Below are 23,942 nucleotides of genomic sequence, written 5' to 3' on the forward strand. Positions count from 1 at the left end.
CCTGCCGGTTTGCACCGGATTCCGTTGCTGTGCAGCCTATTGGTGACTGATTCCGTTGATCGATAGCGAATTCACGGCGATATCGGTAGCGTACGGCCAGCCACATCGAGCGCCGGACACTCACGGGGGACAGCACCATGACCGACCACCCACTGCCTGCCACGCTGCCGGAGACGGAGCGCACCCGGCACCGCCGACTGCGGGAGCAGGGGAGCCTCGACCGTGCGGAGCTGGACGCCATCCTCGAAGCGGGGTTCGTCTGCCACCTCGGGGTGATCGTCGACGGGCGGCCGATGGTCGTGCCGACCGTGTACGGGAGCGACGGGCACACGCTGTACTTCCATGGCTCGGTCGCGAGCCGCAGCCTGGTGGCCTCCCCCGAGGCGGCGGTGTGCGTGACGGTCACGCACGTGGACGGGCTGGTCCTGGCCCGGTCTGTGTTCGAGCACGGCGTCAATTACCGCAGCGCCATGATCCACGGTGTGCCCCGCGCGGTCACCGACCCGGACGAGAAGCTGGCCGGGCTGCGCTGTCTGACCGAGCGCGCGGCACCGGGGCAGTGGGACTACGCCCGGCAGCCCAGCCGGAAGGAAATGGCGGCGACGGCGCTGCTCGCGCTGTCGCTGGCGGAGGCGTCGGTGAAGATACGCACCGGCGGCCCCGACGACGGGGACGGGCCCGACGCCGCGCTCGGGATCTGGGCCGGTGTCCTTCCGCTCAACGCCAGTTGGGGCGAACCGGAAGCGGATCCCCTCCTGCCGGCGGGCATCGCGCCGCCCCCGCACGTCAGCGCCCGGGCGCACACCCCCGCGGGCTGAAGCGTCACGTGCCCGCGTTCCCCCGCAGTTCCTCCACGGCGGTACGTGCCGCGGCGCCGATCACCGCGTCGGCCCGCGGCAACACGTTGTCCGCGCGCGCCGCTTGGGTGAAGACCACGGCGGTGTACGTACTGCCGTCGGCCAGCTCGACCACCCCCGCCTCGTGCCGCATCGACCCGAAGGTGCCGGTCTTGCCCGAAACGGTCACGTCGTCGTACGGGAAACCGGACGCCAGCCGGTGCCGCCACGGCTGCCGGCCCATGACCTCGCGCATGAACGCGCAGCGCTCGGGGGAGGCGGCCCGCCCGGTCCAGATCGCCCGCAGCAGCCGCGCCATGTCGGCGGGCGTGGTGGCGGCCTTCGACAAGGGGTTGTAGACGACCTCGGGCACGGTGTCGTCGTTGCTGGAGAGCCGCGCCATCGCGGCCGGCAGCGAGTCCGTACCGGTCTCCGTGAGCAGCCGGTCCCACGTCCCCGCGACCCCGCCGTGGATACGCGTGTCCGGCATCTCCAGATCGCGGCAGACCTCGTCGACCGCCGAGGTGCCGACCGTGCGGAGCAGCGCGTCGGCCGCCGTGTTGTCGGAGACGCTCATCATCATGACCACCAGGTCGCGCAGCGACATCGTGACGGCGTCCCGCAGGATCGAGATGCCGGTGGGACCGGCGATCCGGTCGGGCGGCTCCAGGGTCAGCCGCTCGCGCGGGTCGATCTCTCCGGCGTCCGCCAGCCGGCAGCAGGCCACCATCAGCGGCACCTTGTACACGGAGCCCATGGGCACCGCCTCGTCGGGATCGATGGTCACCCGGGCCGAGGGCCGGTCCAGCTCCGCCACGTGCAGCCAGCCGCGCACGCCCGCGTCGGCGAACATCTCGCGGATCGTGCGCTCCACACCGCTTCCCCGCCGCGTCCCGCTCATGACGCCGCCTGCCGTTCGAGAGTGTCCACCAGTAGCCGGGCCGTGTCCGCGGTGTCCGCCGCGTCCGGCCGCCGGGGGTCCCACACCACCCGTAGCCGCAGGGGCAGCGCCGGGTCGGTCGCCCGTCTCCGCTCCACGCCGTCGGCGGTCAGCGTCGCGTCGGCGGTGACCAGTACCGCCTGTCCCGCCGCGACGAGCGCCAGCCCGGCGCGCTCGTCGGACACCACGACGGTCTCCACCCGCCGGCCCCGGCTGGCCAGCGTGTCGACGAACAGGTCGTGGGCCGCGGGCGCCTCCTCGCGGGGCCGCACGGCGACGGGCAGCTGCCGGGGCACCCCACCGGTCGGCGTCCGGCCGTGCGGGCCGGCGGGGGAGAGCACCCAGCTCGGGAACAGGACCACCGGCCCCGCGGCCAGACCGTGCAGCACCGCCGGATGCCGGATCACCGCGAGGTCCAGCCGGCCCGCCGCGATGTCGGAGAGCAGCGTGGCGGTCGGTGCCGTCAGTACGCCTATGCGGTTCTGTTCCCCCGCGCGTACCGGCGCCGCCGCCACGGCCGCCGCGAGCCCCGCCGGCACCTCCGGCGCCAGCCCGAGCCGGAGCCGACGGCCGTCGGCGTGCTCCCGCGCGCCGATCTCCCGCAGCTCCCCGAGCGCGGCGAGCGCCCTGCGCGCGTGCGGCAGCAGCAGCGCGCCCTCGTCGGTCAGGACCACGCCACGGGTGCGGTCGAACAGCCGCACCCCGAGCAGCGCCTCCAGCCGGCGCAGCCCCTGCGACAGCGGCGGCTGGGTGATCCCCACGCGCTGCGCGGCGGCCCCGAAGTGCTCCTCCTCCGCCAGCGCCACGAAGATTTCCAAGTGCCGTTCCGTCAGCATTCCACTCCTGTGGCGTGCGGTGATATGGCGAGTGAATCGATCGTAGGCCGAGAGCATATTCGACATGGGGAGGGGGGGCCGGGTTCACTTCCTGGCCATGGACACCACACGAGTACGCCCGTCCCGCCGCAGGGTGCTGGCCCTCGGCGCGGGCACGGCAGTGGCCGCCGCGCTCCCCGCCTGCGCGTCGGCATCCGCCCGAACACCGCACGGCAAGGGGCTCTCCGGGCAGCTGAAGCGACTGGAGCAGGAGCACGCCGCGCGGCTGGGGGTGTTCGCCCGCGACCTGGCCACCGGCCGCACGGTGCGGTACCGCGCGGACGAGCGCTTCCCGATGTGCTCGGTGTTCAAGGGCCTCGCCGCCGCTGCCGTCCTGCGCGACCTCGACCACGACGGCGAGTTTCTGGCGCGTCGCATCCACTACTCCAAGAAGTACGTCACGGACGCCGGCTACGCGCCGATCAGCAGCGAGCCCGGGAACATCGCACACGGCATGACCGTCGCCGAACTGTGCTCCGCCGCCGTCAGCCACAGCGACAACGGCGCGGCCAACCTCCTCCTCCGCGAGCTGGGCGGCCCCACGGCCGTCACCCGCTTCTGCCGCTCGCTCGGCGACGGCACGACCCGGCTCGACCGGTGGGAACCGCAGCTGAACTCGGCGGAACCCTGGCGCACGACGGACACGACCACGCCCCGCGCCATCGGCACGACCTACGGCCGCCTCGTCGTCGGCCGCGCCCTCGCCGCCGAGGACCGCAAGCGGCTGACGGGCTGGCTGGTCGCGAACACCACCAACACCAAGCGCTTCCGCGCCGGTCTGCCCGAGGGCTGGACCACGGCGGACAAGACCGGCGGCGGCAGCGAGTACGGCGTCGCCAACGATGTGGGCGTCGCCTGGCCTCCCGGCCGGCCCCCGGTCCTGCTGTCCGTCCTGACCACCACGCACGCACCCGAAGGGCCCTCGGACGACGCGCTGGTCGCGAAGGCCGCCGAGCTGGTGGCGGCGGCGCTGACCTGAGCACGGCCCCGGGGCACGGGATTCCGTATGCTGGCCGCCGCGCTCGCCGAGGAGGGAGTCCATGGAGAAGCCGACGGCCGACACCGGTGCCCCGCACGCACTGCAACGGCGCCTGGGCACGACGGACGCCGTGCTGATCGGCCTCGGGTCGATGCTCGGCGCCGGCATCTTCGCCGCCCTCGCCCCGGCGGCGGCCGCTGCCGGTTCCGGGCTGCTGCTCGGCCTCGCACTGGCCGCGGTGGTGGCGTACTGCAACGCGACCTCCTCGGCGCGGCTGGCCGCCCGCTACCCGGCCTCCGGCGGCACGTACGTGTACGGCCGCGAGCGGCTCGGCGACTTCTGGGGCTACCTCGCCGGCTGGGGATTCGTGGTCGGCAAGACCGCCTCCTGCGCCGCCATGGCGCTCACCGCGGGCGCGTACCTCTGGCCGGGCCACGCACACGCGGTCGCGGTCGCCGCTGTGGTGGTACTGACCGCCGTGAACTACGCCGGGGTGCAGAAATCCGCCCGGCTCACCCGCGCCGTGGTCGCCGTCGTCCTGGCCGTGCTCGCCGCAGTGGTGGCCGCCGTGCTCTTCTCCGGCGAGGCGGACGCCAACCGGCTGGTGCTCGGCGCGGACATCACCGGCGGCGGGCTGCTCCAGGCTGCGGGCCTGCTGTTCTTCGCCTTCGCCGGATACGCGCGCATCGCCACGCTCGGCGAGGAGGTCCGCGAGCCCGCGCGGACCATCCCCCGGGCCGTCCCGATCGCGCTCGGGATCACGCTGGTGGTCTACGCCATGGTCGCCGTCGCCGTTCTCATGGTGCTCGGCCCGGGCGGACTGGCCGGTGCCGCGGCGCCCTTGTCGGACGCCGCGCGGACCGCCGGCGCAGCTTGGCTCGCGCCCGTGGTCCGCGCCGGCGCCGCCGTGGCCGCGCTCGGCTCGCTGCTGGCACTGATCCTCGGGGTGTCGCGCACCACCCTGGCCATGGCCAGGGACCGCCACCTGCCGCACGCCCTGGCCGCCGTCCACCCGCGCTTCAAGGTGCCGCACCGCGCCGAACTCGCGGTCGGCGCGGTCGTGGCCGTCCTCGCCGCGACGGCCGACCTGCGCGGCGCGATCGGCTTCTCCTCGTTCGCGGTGCTGGCGTACTACGCCGTGGCCAACGCCGCGGCGTGGACCCTCACCTCCGCCGAGGGCCGCCCGCCCCGCGTCGTCCCGGCGGCCGGCCTCGCCGGCTGTCTGACCCTGGCCTTCGCCCTGCCCGTGTCCTCCGTCCTGGCGGGCACGGCGGTACTGGCGGCAGGCGCGGCCGTGTACGGCATCCGCCGCACGACTGCCGGACGCCGCGAGCCGTAGCCGGCGGCCGGGCGGCCCGGGCCTACGGCGCGCGCAACGGCCCGGACGTGAGCGGTACTACGGGGATCTCCATCCGTTCGTCCCCGGGTGGCACCATGCGAAGGGTGCGCTCCAGCCACGCCGAGACCGGCAGGGCCGGCGCGCGCAGCATGGTGAGGCCGGCCGGCGCGGTGAGCGACAGGCAGACCACGGCGCGGTCCGCATCGCTACGGGCCGGCCAGATCCGCACGTCGCCCGACCCGCTGGGGCGGAAGAGGCCGTCGATGAGGAGGCTGCGGGCAAAGGTCCAGTGGACGGGGTGGGGAGTGTCGATGTGGAAGGAGAGGCGGACCGCGAACGGGTCCCGCGCGAGGTAGCGCAGCCGGGCGGGGACCGCCACAGGGGAGCGGACCACGTACCGGGGCGCGAGCAGAAGCTCGAATTCCAGCTCGCGTTCCGCCGAGCGGCGGTCTTCCGCTTCATACCGTACGGCGGGGTCGTGCTCAGGCATGTCAAGGGCTCCTCACCCAAGAGAGCGATGTTCCGGCAGTCACTCAACTCGACCTCGCCCGCGGTGAATAGCCTCCTCCTGTCGGCAAGCCGCTTAGATCGCTTAAACCCCTCGGAGGCGTGGTGCGCACGAGGAACGAGTCCTTGGACCGGGCCATTCGTGAAGCCGGTTGCAGTTACGCGGAGTTGGCGCGGGAGGTGCGTACGGTCGCGGCGGAGAGCGGCGTGACAGTACGCACCAACTCCTCCGCCGTGGCGCACTGGGTCGCCGGCACGCGGCCGGCGGACAGCACGGCCGGTCTGATCGCCGAAGCCCTGGCGCGGCGGCTCCAGCGGCCCGTGACACCCGTACAGCTGGGGCTGCGCTCCCCGGAGAGCGGGTCTGCCGACACCGCGTTCGGACTGCACGTCGACCGCGACCCGCTCGACGTCCTGACCGCGCTGGGCCGCGCCGACATCGAGCGGCGCCCCGAAGCGCGTGCCGCGCCGTACAGCGTCGCGGTCGCGTCCCTCGCGCTGGACCTCGACGCCCAGGAGGCGGCGCACGCTTCCGCGGTGCGTCAGGCCGGGACCGCGGGGGAGCCCGAGGTACGCGCCGTGCGGGAGCTGACGGAGCTGTTCACCGCCGTCGACGAACGCCACGGCGGACAGCACGGCCGGTCGGCGCTGGTGCAGTACTTGACCAGTGATGTGGCCGCCCTGTGCCGGGCCCGGTTCCGCACCGAGGAACTGAAGCGGCAGATCCTCTCGGCCGCCGCGTGCGTCGCCTACCTCTCCGGCTGGAAGGCGTACGACGCCGGCGAGCAGGGCCTGGCGCAGCGGTACTACCTCCAGGCGTTCCGGCTCACCCGGGAAGCGGACAACGACCTGCACGGAGCGTTCGTGCTGCGGGTCCTGGCACACCACGGCATGGAGACGGGCCGGGCCGAACACGCGCTGGCGCTCGTCGACGCGGCACTGCACCGGGTCAAGGGACGCACGGACCCGGCCACGGAGGCGCTGTACGTCGCCACCCGGGCCCGCGCGCTGGCGATGGAGGGCAGACGGCGCGAAGCGGTCGCGGAAACCGCCCGCGCGGCCCGGCTCGTGGACGGGGCCGACGAGCGGGAGATGCCGTACTGGGCCGCGCTGTGGGGATCGGCGCAGGCCTGCGTGGGCACCCATACCGCCAAGACGGCCCAGCACATGGGCGCCTACGACATCGCCGAACAGCACTTCAGCCGGGCGGTGTGGAGCCGGACGGGGGCCGACTACCGGCGCATCGCCGCGCTCAGCCTCGCCCACGCCGGGACCATGCAGTGCCGACAAGGACGGGTGGAGCAGGCGTGCGCCACCTGGAGCGAGGCGCTCCGGCTGATGGACGGGGTGCGGTCGGCCCGGGTGCGGTACGTGGTGGCGACGATGAGCCAGGAACTCGGCCCTTACCGGAACCGGCGGCTCGCCGCCGCCCTGGAGCTGGACGAAAAGATCCGTCTCTGGTCGCAGGAGGGACCATGAAGTCCGTCGGGAAGAACGGCCGGCGCGGGCCGGAAAGCAGAACAGCCGCCCTCAACCGGATCACCGCTGCCGGCCTGATCGGCACCGTCATCGAGTTCTACGATTTCACCCTGTACGCCATCGCGGCCGCGCTCGTCCTCGGCCCGGTGTTCTTCCCGCACTTCGCGCCCGCCGCGGGAACCCTGGCGGCCATGGCCACCTTCGCCACCGGCTTCCTGGCCCGACCCGTGGGGTCGGCCGTGTTCGGGTGGATCGGCGACCGGCTGGGACGCCGCGCGATGCTGCTGGGCACGGTACTGACCACGGGCGGCGCCACCCTCGGGGTGGGCCTGCTCCCCGGTTACCAGGAACTGGGGATGGCGGCGCCCGTGTGCCTCGTCGCGCTGCGCCTCCTGCAGGGCGTCGGGATCGGCGGGGAGTGGACGGGGGCCGTCGTCCTCGCGACCGAACACGCACCGGTGAAGCGGCGCGGGCTGTGGGCCTCCTTGCCGCAGACCGGCCCGGCCCTCGGGTTCCTGCTGGCCAACGGCGCAATGCTGGCGCTCTCCGGGACGCTGAGCGCGGAGCAGTTCCGGACCTGGGGCTGGCGGGTGCCCTTCTGGTGCGCGGGCGTGCTGACGCTCGCCGGGTACCTGCTCCGGTCCTCGCTCACCGAGTCCCCCGCGTTCCGGGCGCTCGTCCAGGAGGGCGCCCTGTCCCGTTCCCCCGTCCGCCTCGTGCTCAGGCGGCACCGTGGCCGGGTCCTGCTCGTCGCCGGGGCGGTCACCTGTTCCTACGCCGTCCACTACACGGCGACGACGTGGGCGATCTCCCACGCCACGCGGACCGTGGGCCTGGACCCCACCGGGACGCTGCTGTGCGTCATGGTCGCGATGACGGTGATGGCGGTGGCCACGCCCGTCGCCGCGGTGTGCGGCGACCGTTTCGGCCGCCGCAGGCTCAGCATCATCGGATGCGCCGCCATGGCCGCCTGGACGGTCCCGTACCTGGCGCTCCTGGAGACCGGGAGTCTCATCGCGCTCACGGTGGGCACCACCGTCATGCTGCTCACCTTGATCACCACGCTCGGGGTCCAAGGGGCCTACATCCCCGAGCTGTTCGAGGCTCGCATCCGTACGACGGGCACCGCGCTCTCCTACAACCTCGGCGCCGTACTCGGCGGCGCCCTCACCCCCTTGATCGACAGCTGGCTGTCCGGCCTCTCCCGCACCGGCCTCCCCTGGGTGACCGGCGCCTATGTGATCTGCCTGTGCGCGGCGAGCCTGGCCTGCCTGCTGCGGCTGCCCGATACCCGGGCACCGGACGGAGCCCGGGACGGCCCCGCTCTGCCGGTAGCCGTCTGACGGTTACCGGCAGAGCGGGGCCCGAGCCGCCCGCTTCCTAGCGGCAGCCCGCGGGTGTCGCCTGCGACGCGTCGTGGATCAGCGCTTGGTGGGCGGCCTTGAGCCGCTTCACATCCGGCTTGACCACCTTGCGGTCGTACGTCACCAGGCCGTTCAGCTCGCCCTCGACGTCCGAGATCTGCGTGTAGACGGCGCCGTTGCCGCCCCGGCAGGCCAGCTGGCGCACCTCGGCGAGGCGCTTCAGATAGTCGTCCGTGTACGTCGCCGGGTCGACATCGACGTACGACTGCTGCACCGACCACGCGTGTCCGGGCACGCCGAGCCCGAGGCCGCCGTACTCGCCGCTGATCAGGGCGCGTTTGCCGTCGGGGTGCGGGGGCAGGGCCGGGCTCGGGTAGCCGTGCTCGTCCATGATGTCGCCGGTGCCGCCGTCACGGCCGAGGTTGAGGCCCGACTGGCCGTTGATCAGGCGCGTCGGGTCCCAGGACTTGGCCTGGTCGGCGATCCGGGCCTCGTCGTACTGGCCCCAGCCCTCGTTGAAGGTGACCCACATGATCACCGAGGGGTGGCTGTCGTGCTGGTCGATCATCGTCTTCATCTCCCGCTCGTACTCGGCGCGGGACGCGGCGTCCGGGTTGGTGCCCGCCGTCATGGCCGGCATGTCCTGCCAGACGAGCAGGCCCAGCTTGTCCGCCCAGTAGAACCAGCGGTCGGGCTCGACCTTGATGTGCTTGCGTACGGAGTTGTAGCCCAGCTGCTTGTGCAGCTTCAGGTCGTACGCCAGCGCCTCGTCGGTCGGCGCCGTGTGCAGCCCGTCGGGCCAGAAGCCCTGGTCGAGCGTGGCCATCATGAAGACGGGCTTGCCGTTGAGCACGGTGCGCGGGGTGCCGTCGATCTTCTCCACGGCGATGGAGCGCATCCCGAAGTAGCTGCCGACGCGGTCGCTGCCGACGCTCACCTTCAGGCCGTACAGGAACGGGTCGTCGGGGGACCACAGGTGCGGGTCCTTGATCTTCAGCGTCAGCGGCTCGCCCGTGCGGCCGCTCACCGTCGCCACCCGGCGCTTGCCGTCGTACGCGGTGGCCGTGACCGGCACGCCGTTCCGCACGCCGCGCGGCTGGACCGCGACCGTGCCGTCCGCGACCTTCGGGGTGATCTTCAGCGAGTCGGCGTGGTCGGCCGCGACCGGCTCCATCCACACCGTCTGCCAGATGCCGGACGAGGGGGTGTACCAGATGCCGCTCGGGTCCAGGCGCTGCTTGCCGAGCGGCGGATTCTCGCCGCCCTTCGCGTCGGTCGGGTCGTAGACGCCGACGATCAGCTCCTGGGTCTTGCCGGGCTTGAGCGCGTCGGTGATGTCGGCGCTGAACTTGTCGTAACCGCCCTTGTGCGCGGCCACCTTGGTGCCGTTGACGTACACCTCGGCCTGCCAGTCGACGGCGCCGAAGTTCAGCCGGAGCCGCTTGCCGTCGCCCACCTTCCAGTCGTTCGGGACGGTGAACGTGCGGCGGTACCACATGCGGTCCTCGTGCCGCTCGATGCCCGAGAGCTGCGACTCGACCGGGTACGGCACCAGGATCTTCTCGCCCAGCTTCTTGCCGACGGGCGGCTGCTCGCCGGACTCGGCGGCGGCGAACTGCCAGGAGCCGTTGAGGTTGCGCCAGGCGTCGCGCGTCAGCTGCGGGCGCGGGTACTCGGGGTGGGCGTTCTTCTCGCTCACGTCATCGGCCCACTTGGTGCGCAGCTCGTACGTGGACTTGTTGGCGCCGCTGGACCAGAACCGGCCGATCCGCTCGCCGTCCGCGCGGGCCAGGCCCGCCTCGCCGTCGTAGCGGAGCTCGACGTCACCGCGCGCGGTACCGGTCTTGTTGCCGACGACCGGTTCCTTGAGCCCGACGAGCAGCGCCTTGGGGTCGGACGGGTCCGCCTTCGCGGCGCCCAGCGGCCAGGCGCTGCCGCCGATGACCGCGTCGAGGTGGTCCGTCAGACCGGCCGGCGGTGCGGCCAGTCGCTGCGGGAAGTCCAGCTTGAGCGTGCGGCCGTCGCCGAGGACGGTGGCGGCGGTCGCGCCGTCGTAGTCGAAGCCGTCGGGCAGCCGGAACGCCGACTGCGGGACGGCGGCCTTGTTGCTGCCGGGCGGGGTCCAGCGCAGGTGCAGGTTGGACCCGCCGAAGTGCTCGAAGTACTCGACCTTGATGTCGTAGGCCTTGCCCGCGGTCAGCTCGACCGGCCGGGACGTCTGCTCCTTGTCCCAGTCGTCCACCCAGTGGTCGATGGCGATCTTCCCGTCGACCCACAGGCGGAAGCCGTTGTCGGCGCTGAGGGAGAACGTTGTGGGACCGGTCTTCGCGGGGACGATCTTCCCGGTCCAGCGGACGCTGACATCGTCGTTCTGCCCGGTGGCGTAGCCGAGCCGGGGTTCGAGGTTGTCGAAGTCGAGGTCGGGGTCGACTCCGGTGGACTTCAGCTCGTGGAAGTCGAAGGCCCCGGGCGCCGATTGGGTGTAGTACTCGCCCTTGAGGCCGTGGACGGCGTCGGGCTGCGGCTCGTCGGCCGCCGTGGCGGACGGCGCGGCGGCGAGTCCCGCGGCGCCCAGCGTGGCCGCGAGCAGCAGGCCGAGTCTGTCTCTGAACCGTTTGGTGCGCACGGATCCTCCTTGTCGAGGAAGGGTGGCGGCTCGTTGCATCAGTCTGTACAACGTTGGAAGGAACGGCAGTTGGCATGACAGCACGGCTCCCCGATCCTGTCCAGGTGCGGCACAGAAGCCGGGCGGGAGAGTGTCACACCAGCCGGGCGGGGGAGCGCTGCGCGCACCGTCGATACCGAGGAGATCCCTTTGCGAGTGAGCCTGAAAGACGTCGCGGAACGCGCCGGTGTCTCGATCAAGACCGTTTCGAACGTGGTGAACAACTATCAGCACGTCACCCCGGGGATGCGGGCCCGGGTCCAGGCCGCCATCGACGAGCTGGGCTACCGGCCGAACATGACGGCACGACACCTGCGCAAAGGCCGCACGGGCATCCTCGCGCTCGCCGTTCCCGAGCTCGGCAACCCGTACTTCGCGGAGCTCGCGGGCGCCGTCATCGACGTCGCCGCCGAGCACGACCTGACCGTGCTGCTCGACCACACCGGCGGCGATCGCGAGCGGGAGGTCCTGGTCAGCCAGGGTTTCCGGGCCGGCGTCATCGACGGCCTGATCCTCAGCCCGCTGGAGCTCGAAGTGGAGGACCTGCGGGGCCGCGAGGACGACGTCCCGCTGGTGCTGCTCGGCGAGCGCGAGTACGACCTGCCGTACGACCACATCGCGATCGACAATGTCGCGGCGGCGCGCATGGCGGTGCGCCATCTGCTCGGCCGCGGCCGCACCCGCATCGCCTACCTGGGAGCCCGTACCGACTCGGCGAACCGCCCCGCGCACCTGCGGCTCGCGGGCTGGCGGACGGAGCTGGCGGAGGCGGGCGTGCCCGCGCCGGACAGCCTGATCGGCCCGACCGGGGGCTGGGACCGGGGGGACGGGGCCGAGGCGATGGCGCGGATGCTGGATGCCGGTGTGCGGCCCGACGCGGTGTTCGCGTACAACGACCTGGTGGCCATCGGCGCGATGCGGGTGCTGCACGAGCGGGGGCTGCGGGTGCCGTGGGACGTGGCGGTGGTCGGCTTCGACGACATCGCCGAGGGGCGGTTCGGTGCCGTCAGCCTGACCACGGTCTCCCCGGACAAGCGGTCCATCGCCCGGCTGGCCGTCGAGTCGCTGCTGCGCACGCTGGAGAACCGGGCGGACCGGCCCGTGGGGCGGGAGTTGGTCGCGGAGTTCCGGCTGGTGGAGCGGGAGAGCACGCTGGGCCGCCGCTGATCCCGCACCAAGTCGGGGCCGTCGGGCCGTGGTTGCCGAGGCGGGCGAATCGGTGGTGGCGCCCGGCATTTCGTACGCGGAGGGTTGTCAGCGTTCTTTCAACGATGTAAAACCCTCACCTGAGCCACCAGTTGCCTGCACGTTCCGAAGTCCCCGCGAGCGCTCCGCGCGCCGGGGCCGTGCCATTTGGGGACCCCATGAAGCCGACCTCCTCTCTTCGCCGCACCTCCGCGAGAGCCCTGCTCGCCACCGGCCTCATCACGAGCCTCGCGCTCGTCTCCGGCTGCGCCAAGTCCGAGGACGACGCCGCGGCGGACAAGAAGCCCGCCGCGCAGGACGGCTCCGGCGGGGCCGCCGCCGCGTCGGGCACCGGTGCCGGCGGGAAGACCTGCACCCTTGACGCCTTCGGCGGCAAGAAGCTCGACCTCGAGCACGCCACCGTCGGCTTCTCCCAGTCCGAGAAGGAGGCGAACCCCTTCCGGATCGCGGAGACCGCCTCCCTCAAGGCCGAGGCGGCCAAGCGCGGCATCAAGCTGCTCACGGCCAACGGCCAGTCGCAGTTCTCCAAGCAGATCAGCGACGTGCAGGACCTCATCGCCAAGGGCGCGGACCTGCTGGTCATCGCCCCGCTCAACTCCGACGGCTGGGAGCCGGTACTGAGCTCCGCGCGCGCCCGGCACATCCCCATCGTCACCGTCGACCGCAAGATCAACGGCACGGCCTGCAAGGACTACGTCAGCTTCATCGGCTCCGACTTCGTCGAGCAGGGCAAGCGCGCCGCCGACCGGATGATCGAGGCGACCGACGGCAAGGGCGAGATCGCCATCCTGCTCGGCGCCGCGGGCAACAACGTCACCACCGAACGCACCAAGGGATTCGAGCAGCGCCTCAAGGAGAAGGCGCCCGACCTGAAGGTCGTCTTCCAGCAGACCGGCGAATTCTCCCGCGAGAAGGGCCAGTCGGTCACCGAGCAGCTCATCCAGTCCAAGCCCGGCATCGACGGGATCTACGCCGAGAACGACGAGATGGGCCTCGGCGCGGTCAACGCGCTCAAGGGCGCGGGCAAGCAGCCCGGCGACGTCAAGATCGTCACCGTCGACGGCACGCGCAGCGCCGTCCAGGGCATCGTGGACGGCTGGATCGACGGCGTCATCGAGTCCAACCCGCGCTTCGGCCCGCTCGCCTTCCAGACCCTGGACGCCTTCACCAAGGGCGAGAAGGTGCCGCAGGACATCGTCATCAAGGACAGCGCGTACGCGAAGGACAACGCCAAGGCCGACCTCACGAAGGCGTACTGAGGTGCTGTCGGTCACCGGCATCAGCAAGACCTTCCCCGGCGTACGGGCGCTCGACGGCGTCGACTTCACCGCCCGCGCTGGGGAGGTGCACGCCCTCATCGGCGAGAACGGCGCGGGCAAGTCCACCCTCATCAAGGTCCTGACCGGTGTGTACCGGCCGGACCCGGGGGCCGGGACGATGACGTACGACGGCGCGGACGTCGCCTTCGCCACCCCGCTCGAAGCGCAGCACGCGGGCATCTCCACCATCTACCAGGAGGTCAACCTCGTCCCCCTGATGAGCGTGGCCCGCAATCTCTTCCTCGGCCGCGAGCCGCGCGGCCGCCTCGGCCTGATCGACTTCCGCCGGATGCACCGCGCGGCGGACGAGGCGCTGCGCGAACTGGGCGTACGCGTCGACGTCCGCCGCCCGCTGCGCGAACTCGGCGTCGGCGCGCAGCAGATGGTGGCCCTGGCCCGCGCGGTCTCGGTGGACGCGCGCGTCGTCATCATGGACGAGCCGACTTCCTCCCTCGAACCGCGCGAGGTGCGCACCCTGTTCGGCGTGATCCGCATGTTGCGCGAGCGCGGCATCGCCGTCGTCTACGTCAGCCACCGCCTGGAGGAGCTGTACGAGATCTGCGACGCGGTCACCGTGCTGCGCGACGGCAGCGCCGTCCACACGGGCCCCATGACCGGCCTCGACCGGCTGCGGCTGGTCTCCCTGATGCTGGGGCGCGATCCCGGCGAGGTACGCGAGGAGGGCCGTACCGAATTCACCGGCGGCCACCACGCCAAGGACACCGAACCAGTCTTGTCCGCAAGGAACATGACGGTACGTCACCACCTCCGCGGCGTCGGTCTGGACGTACGGCCCGGCGAGGTCGTCGGCCTGGGCGGGCTGCTCGGCTCCGGCCGCAGCGAGACCGCGAAGGCGATCGCCGGCGCGCTGCCCCTGGACTCCGGAACGGTCGTGGTGGCGGGCGCCCCCGTCCGCACCGGCTCCACACCCGCCGCGATCCGCGCCGGCATCAGCCTGCTCCCCGAGGACCGCAAGGCCGAGGGCATCGTGCCGGGCCTGTCGGTGCGGGAGAACATCGCGCTCGCCGCGCTGCCAGGCCTGTCCCGGTTCGGCCTGGTCGACGAGGCCCGCATCGACCGGATCGTCGACACCTTCGTCCAGCGGCTGCGCATCAAGGCGGCGGGGCCGCACCAGAAGGTGGGCGAACTCTCCGGCGGCAACCAGCAGAAGGTGCTGCTCGCCCGCTGGCTCGCCATGCACCCGAAGGTACTGCTGCTCGACGAGCCGACCCGCGGCATCGACGTCGGCGCCAAGGCCGAGGTGCAACGGCTCATCGACGAGCTCGCCGCCGACGGCCTGGGCGTCCTGCTGATCTCCTCCGACATGGAGGAGCTGATCGAGGGCTCGGACCGGATCGTCGTCCTCAAGGACGGCGCCGTCGTCGAGGAGCTGACCGGCGACGCCGTCACCGCAGACCGCCTGATGCGCGCCATCGCGACCGCACCCGCGGGAGGCCCCGCATGACCGCACTGTCCCTGGGCCGGGCCACCGCCGACCGCGACCGGCTCCGCAGCCTCCTCCAGAACTACGGCGTCTACGCGGGCGTCGCCGCACTCCTCCTCGTGAACATCCTCTTCACCCCGCACTTCCTCTCCGCCGAGAACTTCCGCACCCAGGCCGTGCAGGTCGCGCCCGTCCTGATCGTCGCGCTCGGCATGGCGCTGGCCATCGGCACCGAGGGCGTCGACCTGTCCGTCGGCTCAGTGATGGCCCTGGCCACCTCACTCGTCTCGCTCTACCTCGGGTACGGGCCGTGGATCGCGCTGCTCGTCGCGGTGGTCGGCGGCATCGTCGTCGGCCTCGCGAACGGCTCGCTCATCGCCTTCGTCGGGGTGCAGCCGATCGTCGCCACCCTCGCGCTGATGGTCGCCGGACGCGGCCTCGCACTCGTCCTGCTGCCCCAGCTCAAGCAGGTGCACGACCCCGGCATGGCGGCCCTCGGCTCCGGTGCCGTACTCGGCGTCCCGTATCTCGTCCTGATCGCGGCGGGCCTCGCGCTGCTCACCGCCTTCGTCGTCCGCCGCACGACCTTCGGCCGGCAGCTGCTCGCCATCGGGGACAGCCGCCCGGCCGCGCGCCTGGCGGGCCTGCCGGTACGCCGCGTACTGATCCTCGTCTACGCCGCCTCCGGGGCGCTCGCCGCGATCGCGGGCGTGCTGGCCACGGCGCGGCTCACCGCCAGCGACCCCACCTCGCTCGGCACCCTGATGGAGCTGTCCGCGATCACCGCCGTGGTCGTCGGCGGTACTCCGCTCAGCGGCGGCCGCGTGCGCATCGGCGGCACCGTTGCCGGCGCCGTCCTGATCCAGCTGCTGACCGCCACACTCATCAAGCACGACCTGCCGCCGTCATGGACCCAGATCGCCCAGGCCGCGGTGATCGTTCTCGCGGTCTACGCGGCCAGGGAACGGGGGAAGCGATGACCACCGCCGATGTCCGCGATCCGGTGCCGGTGCCGCCTGTTGCCGGGGCCGAGGAGGCGGCGGTCGACGCGCCGCGGCCCGCCGAGCGGCTCAGCGCGCTCGCCCAGCAGCACGGCGCGCTGGTCACCCTCGTACTCGCCGTGATCGTCGCGGCGCTCACCTTCGAACCCTTCCTGACGGCCGACAACGTCCAGAACATGGCGCTGTCGTCCGCGTTCCTGGCGGTCGTGGCGCTCGGCATGACGTTCGTGATCGTCACCGGTGGCATCGACCTGTCGGTGGGCTCGCTGTTCGCGCTCGGCGGCGTGCTCGCGGCGTGGGGATCGCGGTACGGGACGGCCGTGGCGCTGCTGCTCCCGCTCGCCGTCTGCGGCCTCATCGGCCTGCTCAACGGGGTGCTGATCGCCCGGTCCCGGCTCGCCCCGTTCATCGTGACACTCGCCGCGATGCTCGGCGCGCGCGGCCTGCTGCTCGCCGTCACGGACGAGGGATCGCAGACGTACCTCGTCGACAAGGGCACGTTCTTCGCGACGCTCGGCCAGGGCAGGCTGCTCGGGGTCGGCGTGCCCGTGTGGATCGCGCTGGTGCTGTTCGCGGCCGGCGCGCTGGTGCTCCGCCGCACCCGCTTCGGCCAGTACGTCTACGCGGTCGGCGGCAACGAGGACGCCGCGGCGCTGATGGGTGCGCCGGTCGACCGTACGAAGATCATCGTGTACACGCTGTCCGGCCTGTGCGCCGGGCTCGCCGGGGCGCTCAACGCGGCCTGGCTGGTCTCCGGCGTCACCATCCTCGGCTCCGGCATGGAGCTGGAGGCGATCTCCGCCGTCGTCATCGGCGGCACGCTGCTGACCGGCGGCTCCGGCTTCCTCAGCGGCTCGCTGGTGGGCGTCCTCCTGCTGAAGGTCATCCAGAACGTCATCAACCAGATCGGCTCCCTCGACTCCGCCTATCAGCAGGTGGTCAGCGGCGCGTTCCTCGCGGTGGTCGTGATCGCCCAGACGTGGCTGGGGCGGCGGGGGCGGCGGACCTGAACGAGCAGCCGGGCCTCAGTCCTTGGGCTCCGTCCGGCCCAGGAGCTGGACCAGCGTGCGGAAGGCGGCCGGCATGTCCACGGCCGCGGGGTCCAGCAGCCACTGGAACTGCAGGCCGTCCATCACCGCGATGAGCAGCGGCGCCGCCTCCTCCGGCGTACGGCCGCCGGGGAGCCGGTCGCCGAACTCGGCCCGCAGCGTGGCGGCCGCCGACTCGCGCACCGTCGCATAGCGGTGGGCGAAGAACTCCCGCGCCGGGTGGTCCTCCCCGGTCACGCTCTCGCCGAGCAGGGCGGAGAAGGTCTGCACGATGCCCGGGCGCATGGCGTTGTACTCGACGAGCGAGGCGTACAGGTCCAGCGGCCAGGGCTCGCCGCGCCGCGGGGAGCCGCCGCCGGTGTCCCACGCGTCCCGCGCCTCCAGCACGGCGACGAGCAGCGCCTCCTTGGTGGGGAAGTGGTGCAGCAGGCCCTGCTGGGTGATGCCGACCCGTTCGGCGACCGCGCTCAGCGAGGCGCCTCGGTAACCGCGCTCGGCGATCACCTCCAGCGCCGCCCGGAGGATCTCCGCGCGGCGGTCCTCGCCGCGCACGGCCCACCCGCGCCGCGCTTCCCGTTCCTTCGCCACGGACCGTTCGTTCGCTGCCACGGGCCCGAGCCTAATCGACGAAACGGTCCGGACCCCTGAAGGTAACGAAGACATTACAAAGCCTACCGCTCACCAGGTGGCTGGGACACGATGCTGCGAACCGCAGGGAGCCCGCCGTCTCGTGGCGTGATTCCTCCCTGCCTTCGAGCCGCTTTCTTCACCTCAATGAGGAGGTACGGCAGTGGATCAGGCAGCTGTCCCCGCTCCAGCCACCACGCCTGCCGAGCCCGCGAGCACCGACCCGGACGCGGAAAGAGCCCCGCGGGGCTTCGTACTCCGCCTGGGCCTCGCCAACTTCGGCCTCTACAGCGCCCTGTTGACGCCCGTCATCGTCACCATGGCGCTGCGCGTCGCGGACATCGCGCCCCGCGACAAGGAATCGGTACTGGGCCTCGTGCTCGGCGTCGGCGCCGTCTTGGCGGTGATCGCCAATCCGCTCTTCGGCAGGCTCTCGGACCGCACCCGCTCCCGCTTCGGGCGCCGCCGGCCCTGGCTCGTCGGCGGACTCGTCGGCGGCCTGCTGGGCCTGACGGTGATCGCCTTCGTGCCCTCCGTCCCCGCCCTCGTCATCGGCTGGGCCGTCGTCCAGACCTCCTTCAACGCCGTGTACGCGGCCCTCATGGCGACCATCCCGGACCAGGTGCCCGAAGCCGCCCGGGGCAGCGCCTCCGGGGCCATCGGCACCGGCCTCACCGCCGCCGTACTGGCCGGCTCGGGCATCGCCGCGCTCAGCACCGACGCGCGGGTGATGTTCCTGCTGCCGGCCGTGCTGACCGTCGCCCTGGTCGGCTGGTTCGTGCTCACGCTGGACGACCGCGCGCCGGCCGGGCCGCCCGAGCCGTTCTCCGTGCGGGAGTTCCTCGGCAGCTTCGTGTTCGACCCGCGCCGCAGCCCGGACTTCGGCTGGGCCTGGCTCACCAAGTTCCTGGTCATGTTCGGCTCCGTCGCGCCGATGACCTACCTGGCCTACTACCTGCCCTTCCGGATGGGCGTGAGCGCCGCCGCCACGGCGGGCACCGTGGCCGTACTGGTCGCCGCCGGCTACGCCGTCCAGTCCGTCACGGCCGCGGCCGGCGGCCGGCTCTCCGACCGCTTCGGCCGCCGCAAGCCCTTCGTCGTCGCCTCCGGGCTCATCGTCGCCGCCGGCCTCGCGCTGCTGGCCCTCGCCCCGGACCTCACCTGGATCGTCGTCGCCCAGTTCGTCATGAGCGTCGGCGGCGGCCTTTTCTACGCCGTCGACATGGCGCTGATCACCCACGTCCTGCCCGACCCCGACAACCCCGCCAAGGACCTCGGCATCGTCAACATCGCCAACGCGCTGCCGCAGTCCCTGATGCCGATGATCGCGCCGTTCGTGCTGGCGATCGGCGGGGGAGGGAACTACCCCCTGCTGTTCGGCGTGGCCGCGGCCGCCGCGCTGATCGGTTCGGTACTCGTCACCCGTATCAAGGGCGCGCGATGAGCCGGCCCGCGCCCGTCGCACCATCCCTTCGCACCAAGGAGTCACGCATGACCCCGTACGACACGACCATCGAGGACGCGCTCGGCAAGCTGGACCTCGACGCCAAGACCCGGCTGCTGGCCGGCCGCAGCATGTGGGCGCTGCCCGCGCTCCCGGAGATCGGGCTGCGGTCCCTGGTCATGTCCGACGGCCCGGTCGGCGTGCGCGGCGTGCGCTGGACCGCCGACGACCCCTCCGTCGCCCTGCCCAGCCCCACCGCGCTCGCCGCGACCTGGGACCCGGCCCTCGCCCGCCGCGCCGGGCACCTGCTCGCCCAGGAGGCCCGCCGCAAGGGCGTGCACGTCCTCCTCGCCCCGACCGTCAACCTGCACCGCTCCCCGCTCGGCGGCCGCCACTTCGAGTGCTACTCGGAGGACCCGCACCTCACCGGCGCGATCGGCACCGGATACGTCACCGGCGTACAGGAGGGCGGCGTCGGCACCACCGTGAAGCACTTCGTCGCCAACGACGCCGAGACCGAGCGCTTCACCGTCAACAACACCGTCGCCCCGCGGCCGCTGCGCGAGCTGTACCTCGCGCCGTTCGAGACGATCGTCAAGAACGCCCACCCCTGGGGCATCATGGCCGCCTACAACTCCGTCAACGGCCCCACCATGACCGAACACCGCTACCTCCAGAACGAGGTGCTGCGCGGCGAGTGGGGCTTCGACGGCTTCATCGTCTCCGACTGGATGGCCGCCAGGTCCACCAAGGGCGCCATCGAAGGCGGCCTCGACGTGGCCATGCCAGGGCCGAAGACCGTGTACGGCAGCGCGCTCGCCGCCGCCGTCCGCGCGGGCGAGGTGGCCGAGTCCCTCGTCGACGACGCGGTACGCAACGTCCTGCGGCTCGCCGCCCGCGTCGGCATCCTCGACGGCGCGCCGCCCGCCGTCGCCCCCGCCGACCTCCCGGCCCAGGTCGACGGCGCGGCACTGGCCCGCGAGATCGCCCGCCGCGCCTTCGTCCTCGTACGCAACGAGAACCGCACCCTGCCCCTCGGCGGGCCCGCGCAGGCCGGCACCGTCGCCCTCATCGGCGCCGCGGCCCGCGACGCCCGCGTCCTCGGCGGCGGCTCCGCGCAGGTCTTCCCCGACCACATCGTCTCCCCGCTGGACGGCCTGCGCGCCGCCCTCCCCGAAGGCGACCTCACCTACTGCGTCGGCGCCGACCCGAGCGATGAACTCGCCGCTGCAGGACAGGGGTTCACGCTGCGGGCGGTCTGCCGGGACCGGCACGGGCGGGTACTGGGGGAGACCTCGCTGCCCAGCGGCGCGGTCCAGTGGCACGGCGACGACCTGCCCGCGGGCGTCACCCACGAAGAGCTGCACACCGTCGAGATCGCCGGCACCTTCACCCCGCGCGAGAGCGGCGCGCACTGCTTCGGCACCAAGGGCATCGGCGGCTTCCGGCTCACCGTCGGCGACCGCGTGCTCCACGAGGACGTCCAGACCCCCGACCACGACGACCCGTTCGAGGCGTTCTTCGGCGCGCCCGTGGAACGCGGCCAGGTGGAACTCACCGCGGGGCAGCCGGTCGAGGTCGGCCTTCTGCACACCGTGCCCGACCTCCCGGACGCGCCGATCCAGGCCGTCGGCTTCGCCCTCGTCCACCGCGAGCCCCGGCGCGACGCCGAGGAGCTCATCGAGGAGGCCGTGGCCGCCGCGCGCACGGCCGGCACCGCGGTCGTCGTGGTCGCCACCACCGAGCGTGTGGAGAGCGAGGGCTTCGACCGTACGGACCTCCGGCTCCCCGGCCACCAGGACGAATTGGTCCGGCGGGTCGCCGCCGCCAACCCCCGAACCGTCGTGATCGTCAACTCCGGCTCCCCGGTGGAGCTGCCGTGGCGGAACGACGTGGCCGCGGTGTTGCTCAGCTGGTTCCCCGGCCAGGAGGCCGGCGCGGCCCTCGCGGACGTCCTCCTCGGCGCCGAGGAGCCGGGCGGCCGGCTGCCCACCACCTGGCCCGCCCGACTGGCCGATGCCCCCGTCACCCGCGTCACCCCAAAGGATGGCGAACTCCCCTACTCCGAGGGCGTCTTCATCGGCTACCGCGCCTGGCAGCAAGCAGCCGCCGAGCCCGCGTACTGCTTCGGACACGGCCTCGGCTACACCGACTGGGAGTACGAGACGGCCACCTACGCCCCCGCCGCTGACGGGGACCGACTGGGCACCCTCACCGTACGCGTGCGCAACACCGGTGAGCGCCCCGGCCGCGAGGTGATCCAGGTCTACCTCGCCACCCCGGACACCGACACCGACACCGACACCGACACCGACACCGACACCGACGCTGACACCGACACCGTCGACCGCCCGGCTCGCCGCCTCGCCGGCTTCGCCTCCGTCTCCGCGGCCCCCGGCGAGACGGCCGAAGTCCGCATCCCCGTCCCCCGCCGCGCCGCCGAGATCTGGGACGAGCAGGCACAGGACTGGCGGCTGCTCCCCGGCATATACACCGCCGAAACCGGCCGCTCCCTGACCGACGTACGACTGAGGACCGAGGTGCCGGCTGGGGGCAGCCGGTAGTCAGTAGCCAAGAGCCGGTCAGCCGTCCTGACCTCCGAGGCCGCTACCCTCCGACGCTCAGTTGAATGCAGCAACCAAATTAATTATGGTTGCGTTGGCCAACTAGGGCCGGAGGGGGCGGCAAGAGGAAGGTCATGAGGACGACAACGGCATCAACTGCATCGACAGCGTCCGAGGGTGTGCAGTCCGGCGGGGCCCGGCACGGGGGACACGGTGCGCACGCCGCGGCCATGTCTCATCGGCAGATCATGGAGGCGCTTTCCGGGCTCATGCTCGGGATGTTCGTTGCGGTGCTGTCCTCCACCATCGTCTCCTCGGCGCTGCCGACCATCCTCGCCGACGTCGGCGGCGGGCAGAGCGCGTACACCTGGGTCGTCACGGCGGCCCTGCTCTCGGTGACGGCGACCACCCCGTTGTGGGGCAAGATGTCGGACCTGGTGAGCAAGAAGCTCCTGGTCCAGTTCGCGCTGTTGCTCTACATCGTCGCTTCGATCGTCGCGGGCTTCTCGCAGAACGCCGGGATGCTGATCGCCTGCCGCGTGGTGCAGGGCATCGGCGCGGGCGGGCTGTCCGCGCTCTCGCAGGTGATCATGGCGGCCATGGTGTCGCCGCGCGAGCGGGGCCGGTACAGCGGCTACCTCGGTGCGACGTACGCCGTCGGTACCGTGTCCGGCCCGCTGATCGGCGGTGTCATCACCGACACCAGCTGGCTCGGCTGGCGCTGGTGCTTCTACGCGGTCGTGCCCTTCGCCGTGATCGCGATGGTCGTGCTGCAGAAGACCATTCACCTGCCGGTGGTCAAGCGCCAGGTGAAGGCCGACTGGCTGGGCGCCTTCTTCGTCACCGCCGCGGTCTGCCTGCTGATGGTGTGGGTCACGCTGGCCGGCGACGCGTACGACTGGCTGTCCTGGCAGAGCTGTGTGATGGTGCCCGGAGCGGTGCTACTGGGCCTGATCTTCCTGTTCGTCGAGACCCGCGCGAGCGAACCGATCATCCCGCTGCGCCTGTTCCGCAACGCGACCATCACACTCACCTCCCTCGCCAGCGTCTTCGTCGGTGTCGCCATGTTCGCCGGCACCGTCTTCCTCAGCCAGTACTTCCAGCTCTCCCGCGGCAAGACGCCGACCATGTCGGGCGTCTCGACCATCCCGATGGTGGCGGGACTGCTGGTCGCCTCGATGGGCTCGGGCCGGATCATCACCCGCACCGGACGCTGGAAGATATTCCTCGTCGGCGGCGGGCTCTTCCTGACCGGCGGCGCGGCCACGCTGAGCCTGATGCGGTACGACACCCCGTACTGGCAGGTCGTCGTCTACATGACCGTACTCGGCATCGGCATCGGCCTGATGCAACAGAACCTGGTGCTCGCGGTGCAGAACCAGGTCGCCCCCAAGGACCTGGGCGCGGCCAGCTCACTCGTCACGTTCTTCCGCACCCTCGGCGGCGCCATCGGCGTCTCCGCCCTGGGCGCCGCGCTCTCCACGCGGATCGGCCAGTACATGAAGGACGGCTTCGCCTCGCTCGGCATACCGATGCCGCACGCGGGCGGGGGCGACATCCCCGACCTGAAGACACTGCCGCCCACCGTGCGCGGGGTCGTCGAGAGCAGTTACGGGCACGGCATCGCCGATGTCTTCCTGTACGCCGCTCCGTTCGCCTGCATGGCATTTTTGCTGGCGCTCTGCATCAGGGAGGTGCCGCTGAAGACGGCCAACTCCTTGCAGGAGGCCGCGGGCACGGAGGGCCACATCGGTACTGGAGGGAGCAGGGTTCATGGCTTTGTGCGGGATGCCGAAGGGGGAGCGGTCGGTAGCGCGACCGTCACCCTGATTTCCCCGCAGGGGCGGCAGTTGGGGCGTATGCCGGTGGGGCCGGACGGTGGGTACGACTTGGCCGTACCCGTCGCCGGCAGCTATGTGCTGATCGCCACTGCCGACGGGCGCCGGCCGCAGGCGTCCACCGTGCTCGTCGGTGACGGGCCGCTCGGCCATGACGTCCAGCTCTCCGGCGCCGCCGGCCCGGCCGCCGGTACGCACGTCCGGGGAGCGGTCAGGGCCGGCGCCGACCACGGCCCGCTGGCCGGCGCGCGGGTCACGCTGGTCGACGCGGCAGGCGATGTCGCGGGCACCGCGACCACCGGCAGCGACGGCCACTACGCCTTCAACGGCCTGACCCCCGGCGAGTACACGCTGATAGCCGGCGGATACCCACCGGCCGCCGACCCGCTGACCGTGAATGGACACGGAGTGATCAGCCACGATGTGGACCTCGGCCACGAGTGAACCGATGAAGACCGCCGGCGCT

At 72.2% G+C, this 23,942-nt stretch carries 18 protein-coding genes; 13 read left to right on the forward strand and 5 right to left on the reverse strand.

Features of this window, described 5'->3' with window-relative positions; translation table 11 throughout:
- Positions 1-137 precede the first annotated feature (137 nt).
- Positions 138-818, forward strand: a complete 681-nt coding sequence (locus tag ACZ4MH_RS13605) for a pyridoxamine 5'-phosphate oxidase family protein (protein ID WP_351590322.1) — start codon at positions 138-140, stop codon at positions 816-818.
- A 4-nt stretch (positions 819-822) separates the two neighbouring features.
- Here the strand turns inward: ACZ4MH_RS13605 and ACZ4MH_RS13610 are convergent, their stop codons facing one another.
- Complete coding sequence (locus tag ACZ4MH_RS13610) at positions 823-1,710, reverse strand: serine hydrolase (protein WP_467754503.1); 888 nt, start codon at positions 1,708-1,710, stop codon at positions 823-825.
- 23 nt (positions 1,711-1,733) lie between these two features.
- On the reverse strand, positions 1,734-2,612 hold the full coding sequence (locus ACZ4MH_RS13615) for a LysR family transcriptional regulator (protein WP_351590328.1): 879 nt from the start codon (positions 2,610-2,612) through the stop codon (positions 1,734-1,736).
- A 97-nt stretch (positions 2,613-2,709) separates the two neighbouring features.
- Here ACZ4MH_RS13615 and bla point away from each other — a divergent pair, with 97 nt between their 5' ends.
- On the forward strand, positions 2,710-3,630 hold the full coding sequence (gene bla / locus ACZ4MH_RS13620; protein WP_351590331.1) for a class A beta-lactamase: 921 nt from the start codon (positions 2,710-2,712) through the stop codon (positions 3,628-3,630).
- Between the two features lie 61 nt (positions 3,631-3,691).
- On the forward strand, positions 3,692-4,969 hold the full coding sequence (locus ACZ4MH_RS13625) for an APC family permease (protein WP_351590333.1): 1,278 nt from the start codon (positions 3,692-3,694) through the stop codon (positions 4,967-4,969).
- A gap of 22 nt (positions 4,970-4,991) precedes the next feature.
- On the opposite strand, the gene ACZ4MH_RS13630 is transcribed toward ACZ4MH_RS13625, so the two are convergent.
- Complete coding sequence (locus ACZ4MH_RS13630) at positions 4,992-5,459, reverse strand: SsgA family sporulation/cell division regulator (protein WP_351590336.1); 468 nt, start codon at positions 5,457-5,459, stop codon at positions 4,992-4,994.
- A 224-nt stretch (positions 5,460-5,683) separates the two neighbouring features.
- Here ACZ4MH_RS13630 and ACZ4MH_RS13635 point away from each other — a divergent pair, with 224 nt between their 5' ends.
- Both ACZ4MH_RS13635 and ACZ4MH_RS13640 read left to right on the forward strand, forming a co-directional pair.
- On the forward strand, positions 5,684-6,955 hold the full coding sequence (locus tag ACZ4MH_RS13635) for a tetratricopeptide repeat protein (protein ID WP_351590339.1): 1,272 nt from the start codon (positions 5,684-5,686) through the stop codon (positions 6,953-6,955).
- Complete coding sequence (locus tag ACZ4MH_RS13640) at positions 6,952-8,298, forward strand: MFS transporter (protein WP_351590342.1); 1,347 nt, start codon at positions 6,952-6,954, stop codon at positions 8,296-8,298. Before ACZ4MH_RS13635 ends, ACZ4MH_RS13640 begins: the two co-directional genes overlap by 4 nt.
- A 37-nt stretch (positions 8,299-8,335) precedes the next feature.
- Here ACZ4MH_RS13640 and ACZ4MH_RS13645 read toward each other — a convergent pair whose 3' ends face one another.
- Positions 8,336-10,945, reverse strand: coding sequence for a PA14 domain-containing protein (locus ACZ4MH_RS13645; RefSeq protein ID WP_351590345.1), 2,610 nt, complete (start codon positions 10,943-10,945; stop codon positions 8,336-8,338).
- 189 nt (positions 10,946-11,134) lie between these two features.
- Between ACZ4MH_RS13645 and ACZ4MH_RS13650 the strand changes: the two genes are divergently transcribed.
- The 5 genes from ACZ4MH_RS13650 to ACZ4MH_RS13670 all read left to right on the forward strand — a co-directional run bounded on the left by ACZ4MH_RS13650 (position 11,135) and on the right by ACZ4MH_RS13670 (position 16,964).
- The gene (locus tag ACZ4MH_RS13650; protein ID WP_351590347.1) at positions 11,135-12,151 is read left to right on the forward strand and encodes a LacI family DNA-binding transcriptional regulator; all 1,017 of its coding nucleotides are present in this window, start codon (positions 11,135-11,137) and stop codon (positions 12,149-12,151) included.
- Positions 12,152-12,348: 197 nt separating this feature from the next.
- A complete protein-coding gene (locus ACZ4MH_RS13655; protein WP_351590350.1) occupies positions 12,349-13,449 on the forward strand; it encodes an ABC transporter substrate-binding protein in 1,101 nt (366 codons plus the stop codon).
- 1 nt (position 13,450) lies between these two features.
- Positions 13,451-14,974 carry a sugar ABC transporter ATP-binding protein gene (locus ACZ4MH_RS13660; RefSeq protein WP_351590353.1) on the forward strand — a complete coding sequence of 508 codons (1,524 nt, stop codon included), beginning with the start codon at positions 13,451-13,453 and terminating at the stop codon, positions 14,972-14,974.
- Positions 14,971-15,933 (forward strand): ABC transporter permease, encoded by a 963-nt coding sequence (locus ACZ4MH_RS13665; RefSeq protein ID WP_351590356.1) that lies wholly within the window; start codon positions 14,971-14,973, stop codon positions 15,931-15,933. Before ACZ4MH_RS13660 ends, ACZ4MH_RS13665 begins: the two co-directional genes overlap by 4 nt.
- A complete protein-coding gene (locus tag ACZ4MH_RS13670) occupies positions 15,930-16,964 on the forward strand; it encodes an ABC transporter permease (RefSeq protein ID WP_351590359.1) in 1,035 nt (344 codons plus the stop codon). Before ACZ4MH_RS13665 ends, ACZ4MH_RS13670 begins: the two co-directional genes overlap by 4 nt.
- Before the next feature lie 15 nt (positions 16,965-16,979).
- Here ACZ4MH_RS13670 and ACZ4MH_RS13675 read toward each other — a convergent pair whose 3' ends face one another.
- Positions 16,980-17,612 (reverse strand): TetR/AcrR family transcriptional regulator, encoded by a 633-nt coding sequence (locus ACZ4MH_RS13675; protein ID WP_467754504.1) that lies wholly within the window; start codon positions 17,610-17,612, stop codon positions 16,980-16,982.
- Between the two features lie 181 nt (positions 17,613-17,793).
- Here ACZ4MH_RS13675 and ACZ4MH_RS13680 point away from each other — a divergent pair, with 181 nt between their 5' ends.
- From ACZ4MH_RS13680 to ACZ4MH_RS13690, 3 genes are all read left to right on the forward strand, one after another.
- Positions 17,794-19,074, forward strand: a complete 1,281-nt coding sequence (locus ACZ4MH_RS13680) for an MFS transporter (RefSeq protein WP_351590362.1) — start codon at positions 17,794-17,796, stop codon at positions 19,072-19,074.
- Positions 19,075-19,121: 47 nt separating this feature from the next.
- Positions 19,122-21,638 (forward strand): glycoside hydrolase family 3 protein, encoded by a 2,517-nt coding sequence (locus ACZ4MH_RS13685; protein WP_351590365.1) that lies wholly within the window; start codon positions 19,122-19,124, stop codon positions 21,636-21,638.
- A 230-nt stretch (positions 21,639-21,868) separates the two neighbouring features.
- Positions 21,869-23,920 (forward strand): MFS transporter, encoded by a 2,052-nt coding sequence (locus ACZ4MH_RS13690; RefSeq protein WP_467754505.1) that lies wholly within the window; start codon positions 21,869-21,871, stop codon positions 23,918-23,920.
- Positions 23,921-23,942 lie beyond the last annotated feature (22 nt).

The sequence above is a fragment of the Streptomyces sp. NPDC026301 genome, from assembly GCF_055567935.1.

Coding starts and splice junctions, on each gene's coding strand:
- ACZ4MH_RS13605 (WP_351590322.1), top strand. CDS start 138: ATGACCGACCACCCACTGCCTGCCACGCTGCCGGAGACGGAGCGCACC.
- ACZ4MH_RS13615 (WP_351590328.1), bottom strand. CDS start 2,612: ATGCTGACGGAACGGCACTTGGAAATCTTCGTGGCGCTGGCGGAGGAG.
- bla (WP_351590331.1), top strand. CDS start 2,710: ATGGACACCACACGAGTACGCCCGTCCCGCCGCAGGGTGCTGGCCCTC.
- ACZ4MH_RS13625 (WP_351590333.1), top strand. CDS start 3,692: ATGGAGAAGCCGACGGCCGACACCGGTGCCCCGCACGCACTGCAACGG.
- ACZ4MH_RS13630 (WP_351590336.1), bottom strand. CDS start 5,459: ATGCCTGAGCACGACCCCGCCGTACGGTATGAAGCGGAAGACCGCCGC.
- ACZ4MH_RS13640 (WP_351590342.1), top strand. CDS start 6,952: ATGAAGTCCGTCGGGAAGAACGGCCGGCGCGGGCCGGAAAGCAGAACA.
- ACZ4MH_RS13655 (WP_351590350.1), top strand. CDS start 12,349: ATGAAGCCGACCTCCTCTCTTCGCCGCACCTCCGCGAGAGCCCTGCTC.
- ACZ4MH_RS13665 (WP_351590356.1), top strand. CDS start 14,971: ATGACCGCACTGTCCCTGGGCCGGGCCACCGCCGACCGCGACCGGCTC.
- ACZ4MH_RS13670 (WP_351590359.1), top strand. CDS start 15,930: ATGACCACCGCCGATGTCCGCGATCCGGTGCCGGTGCCGCCTGTTGCC.
- ACZ4MH_RS13685 (WP_351590365.1), top strand. CDS start 19,122: ATGACCCCGTACGACACGACCATCGAGGACGCGCTCGGCAAGCTGGAC.
- ACZ4MH_RS13690 (WP_467754505.1), top strand. CDS start 21,869: ATGTCTCATCGGCAGATCATGGAGGCGCTTTCCGGGCTCATGCTCGGG.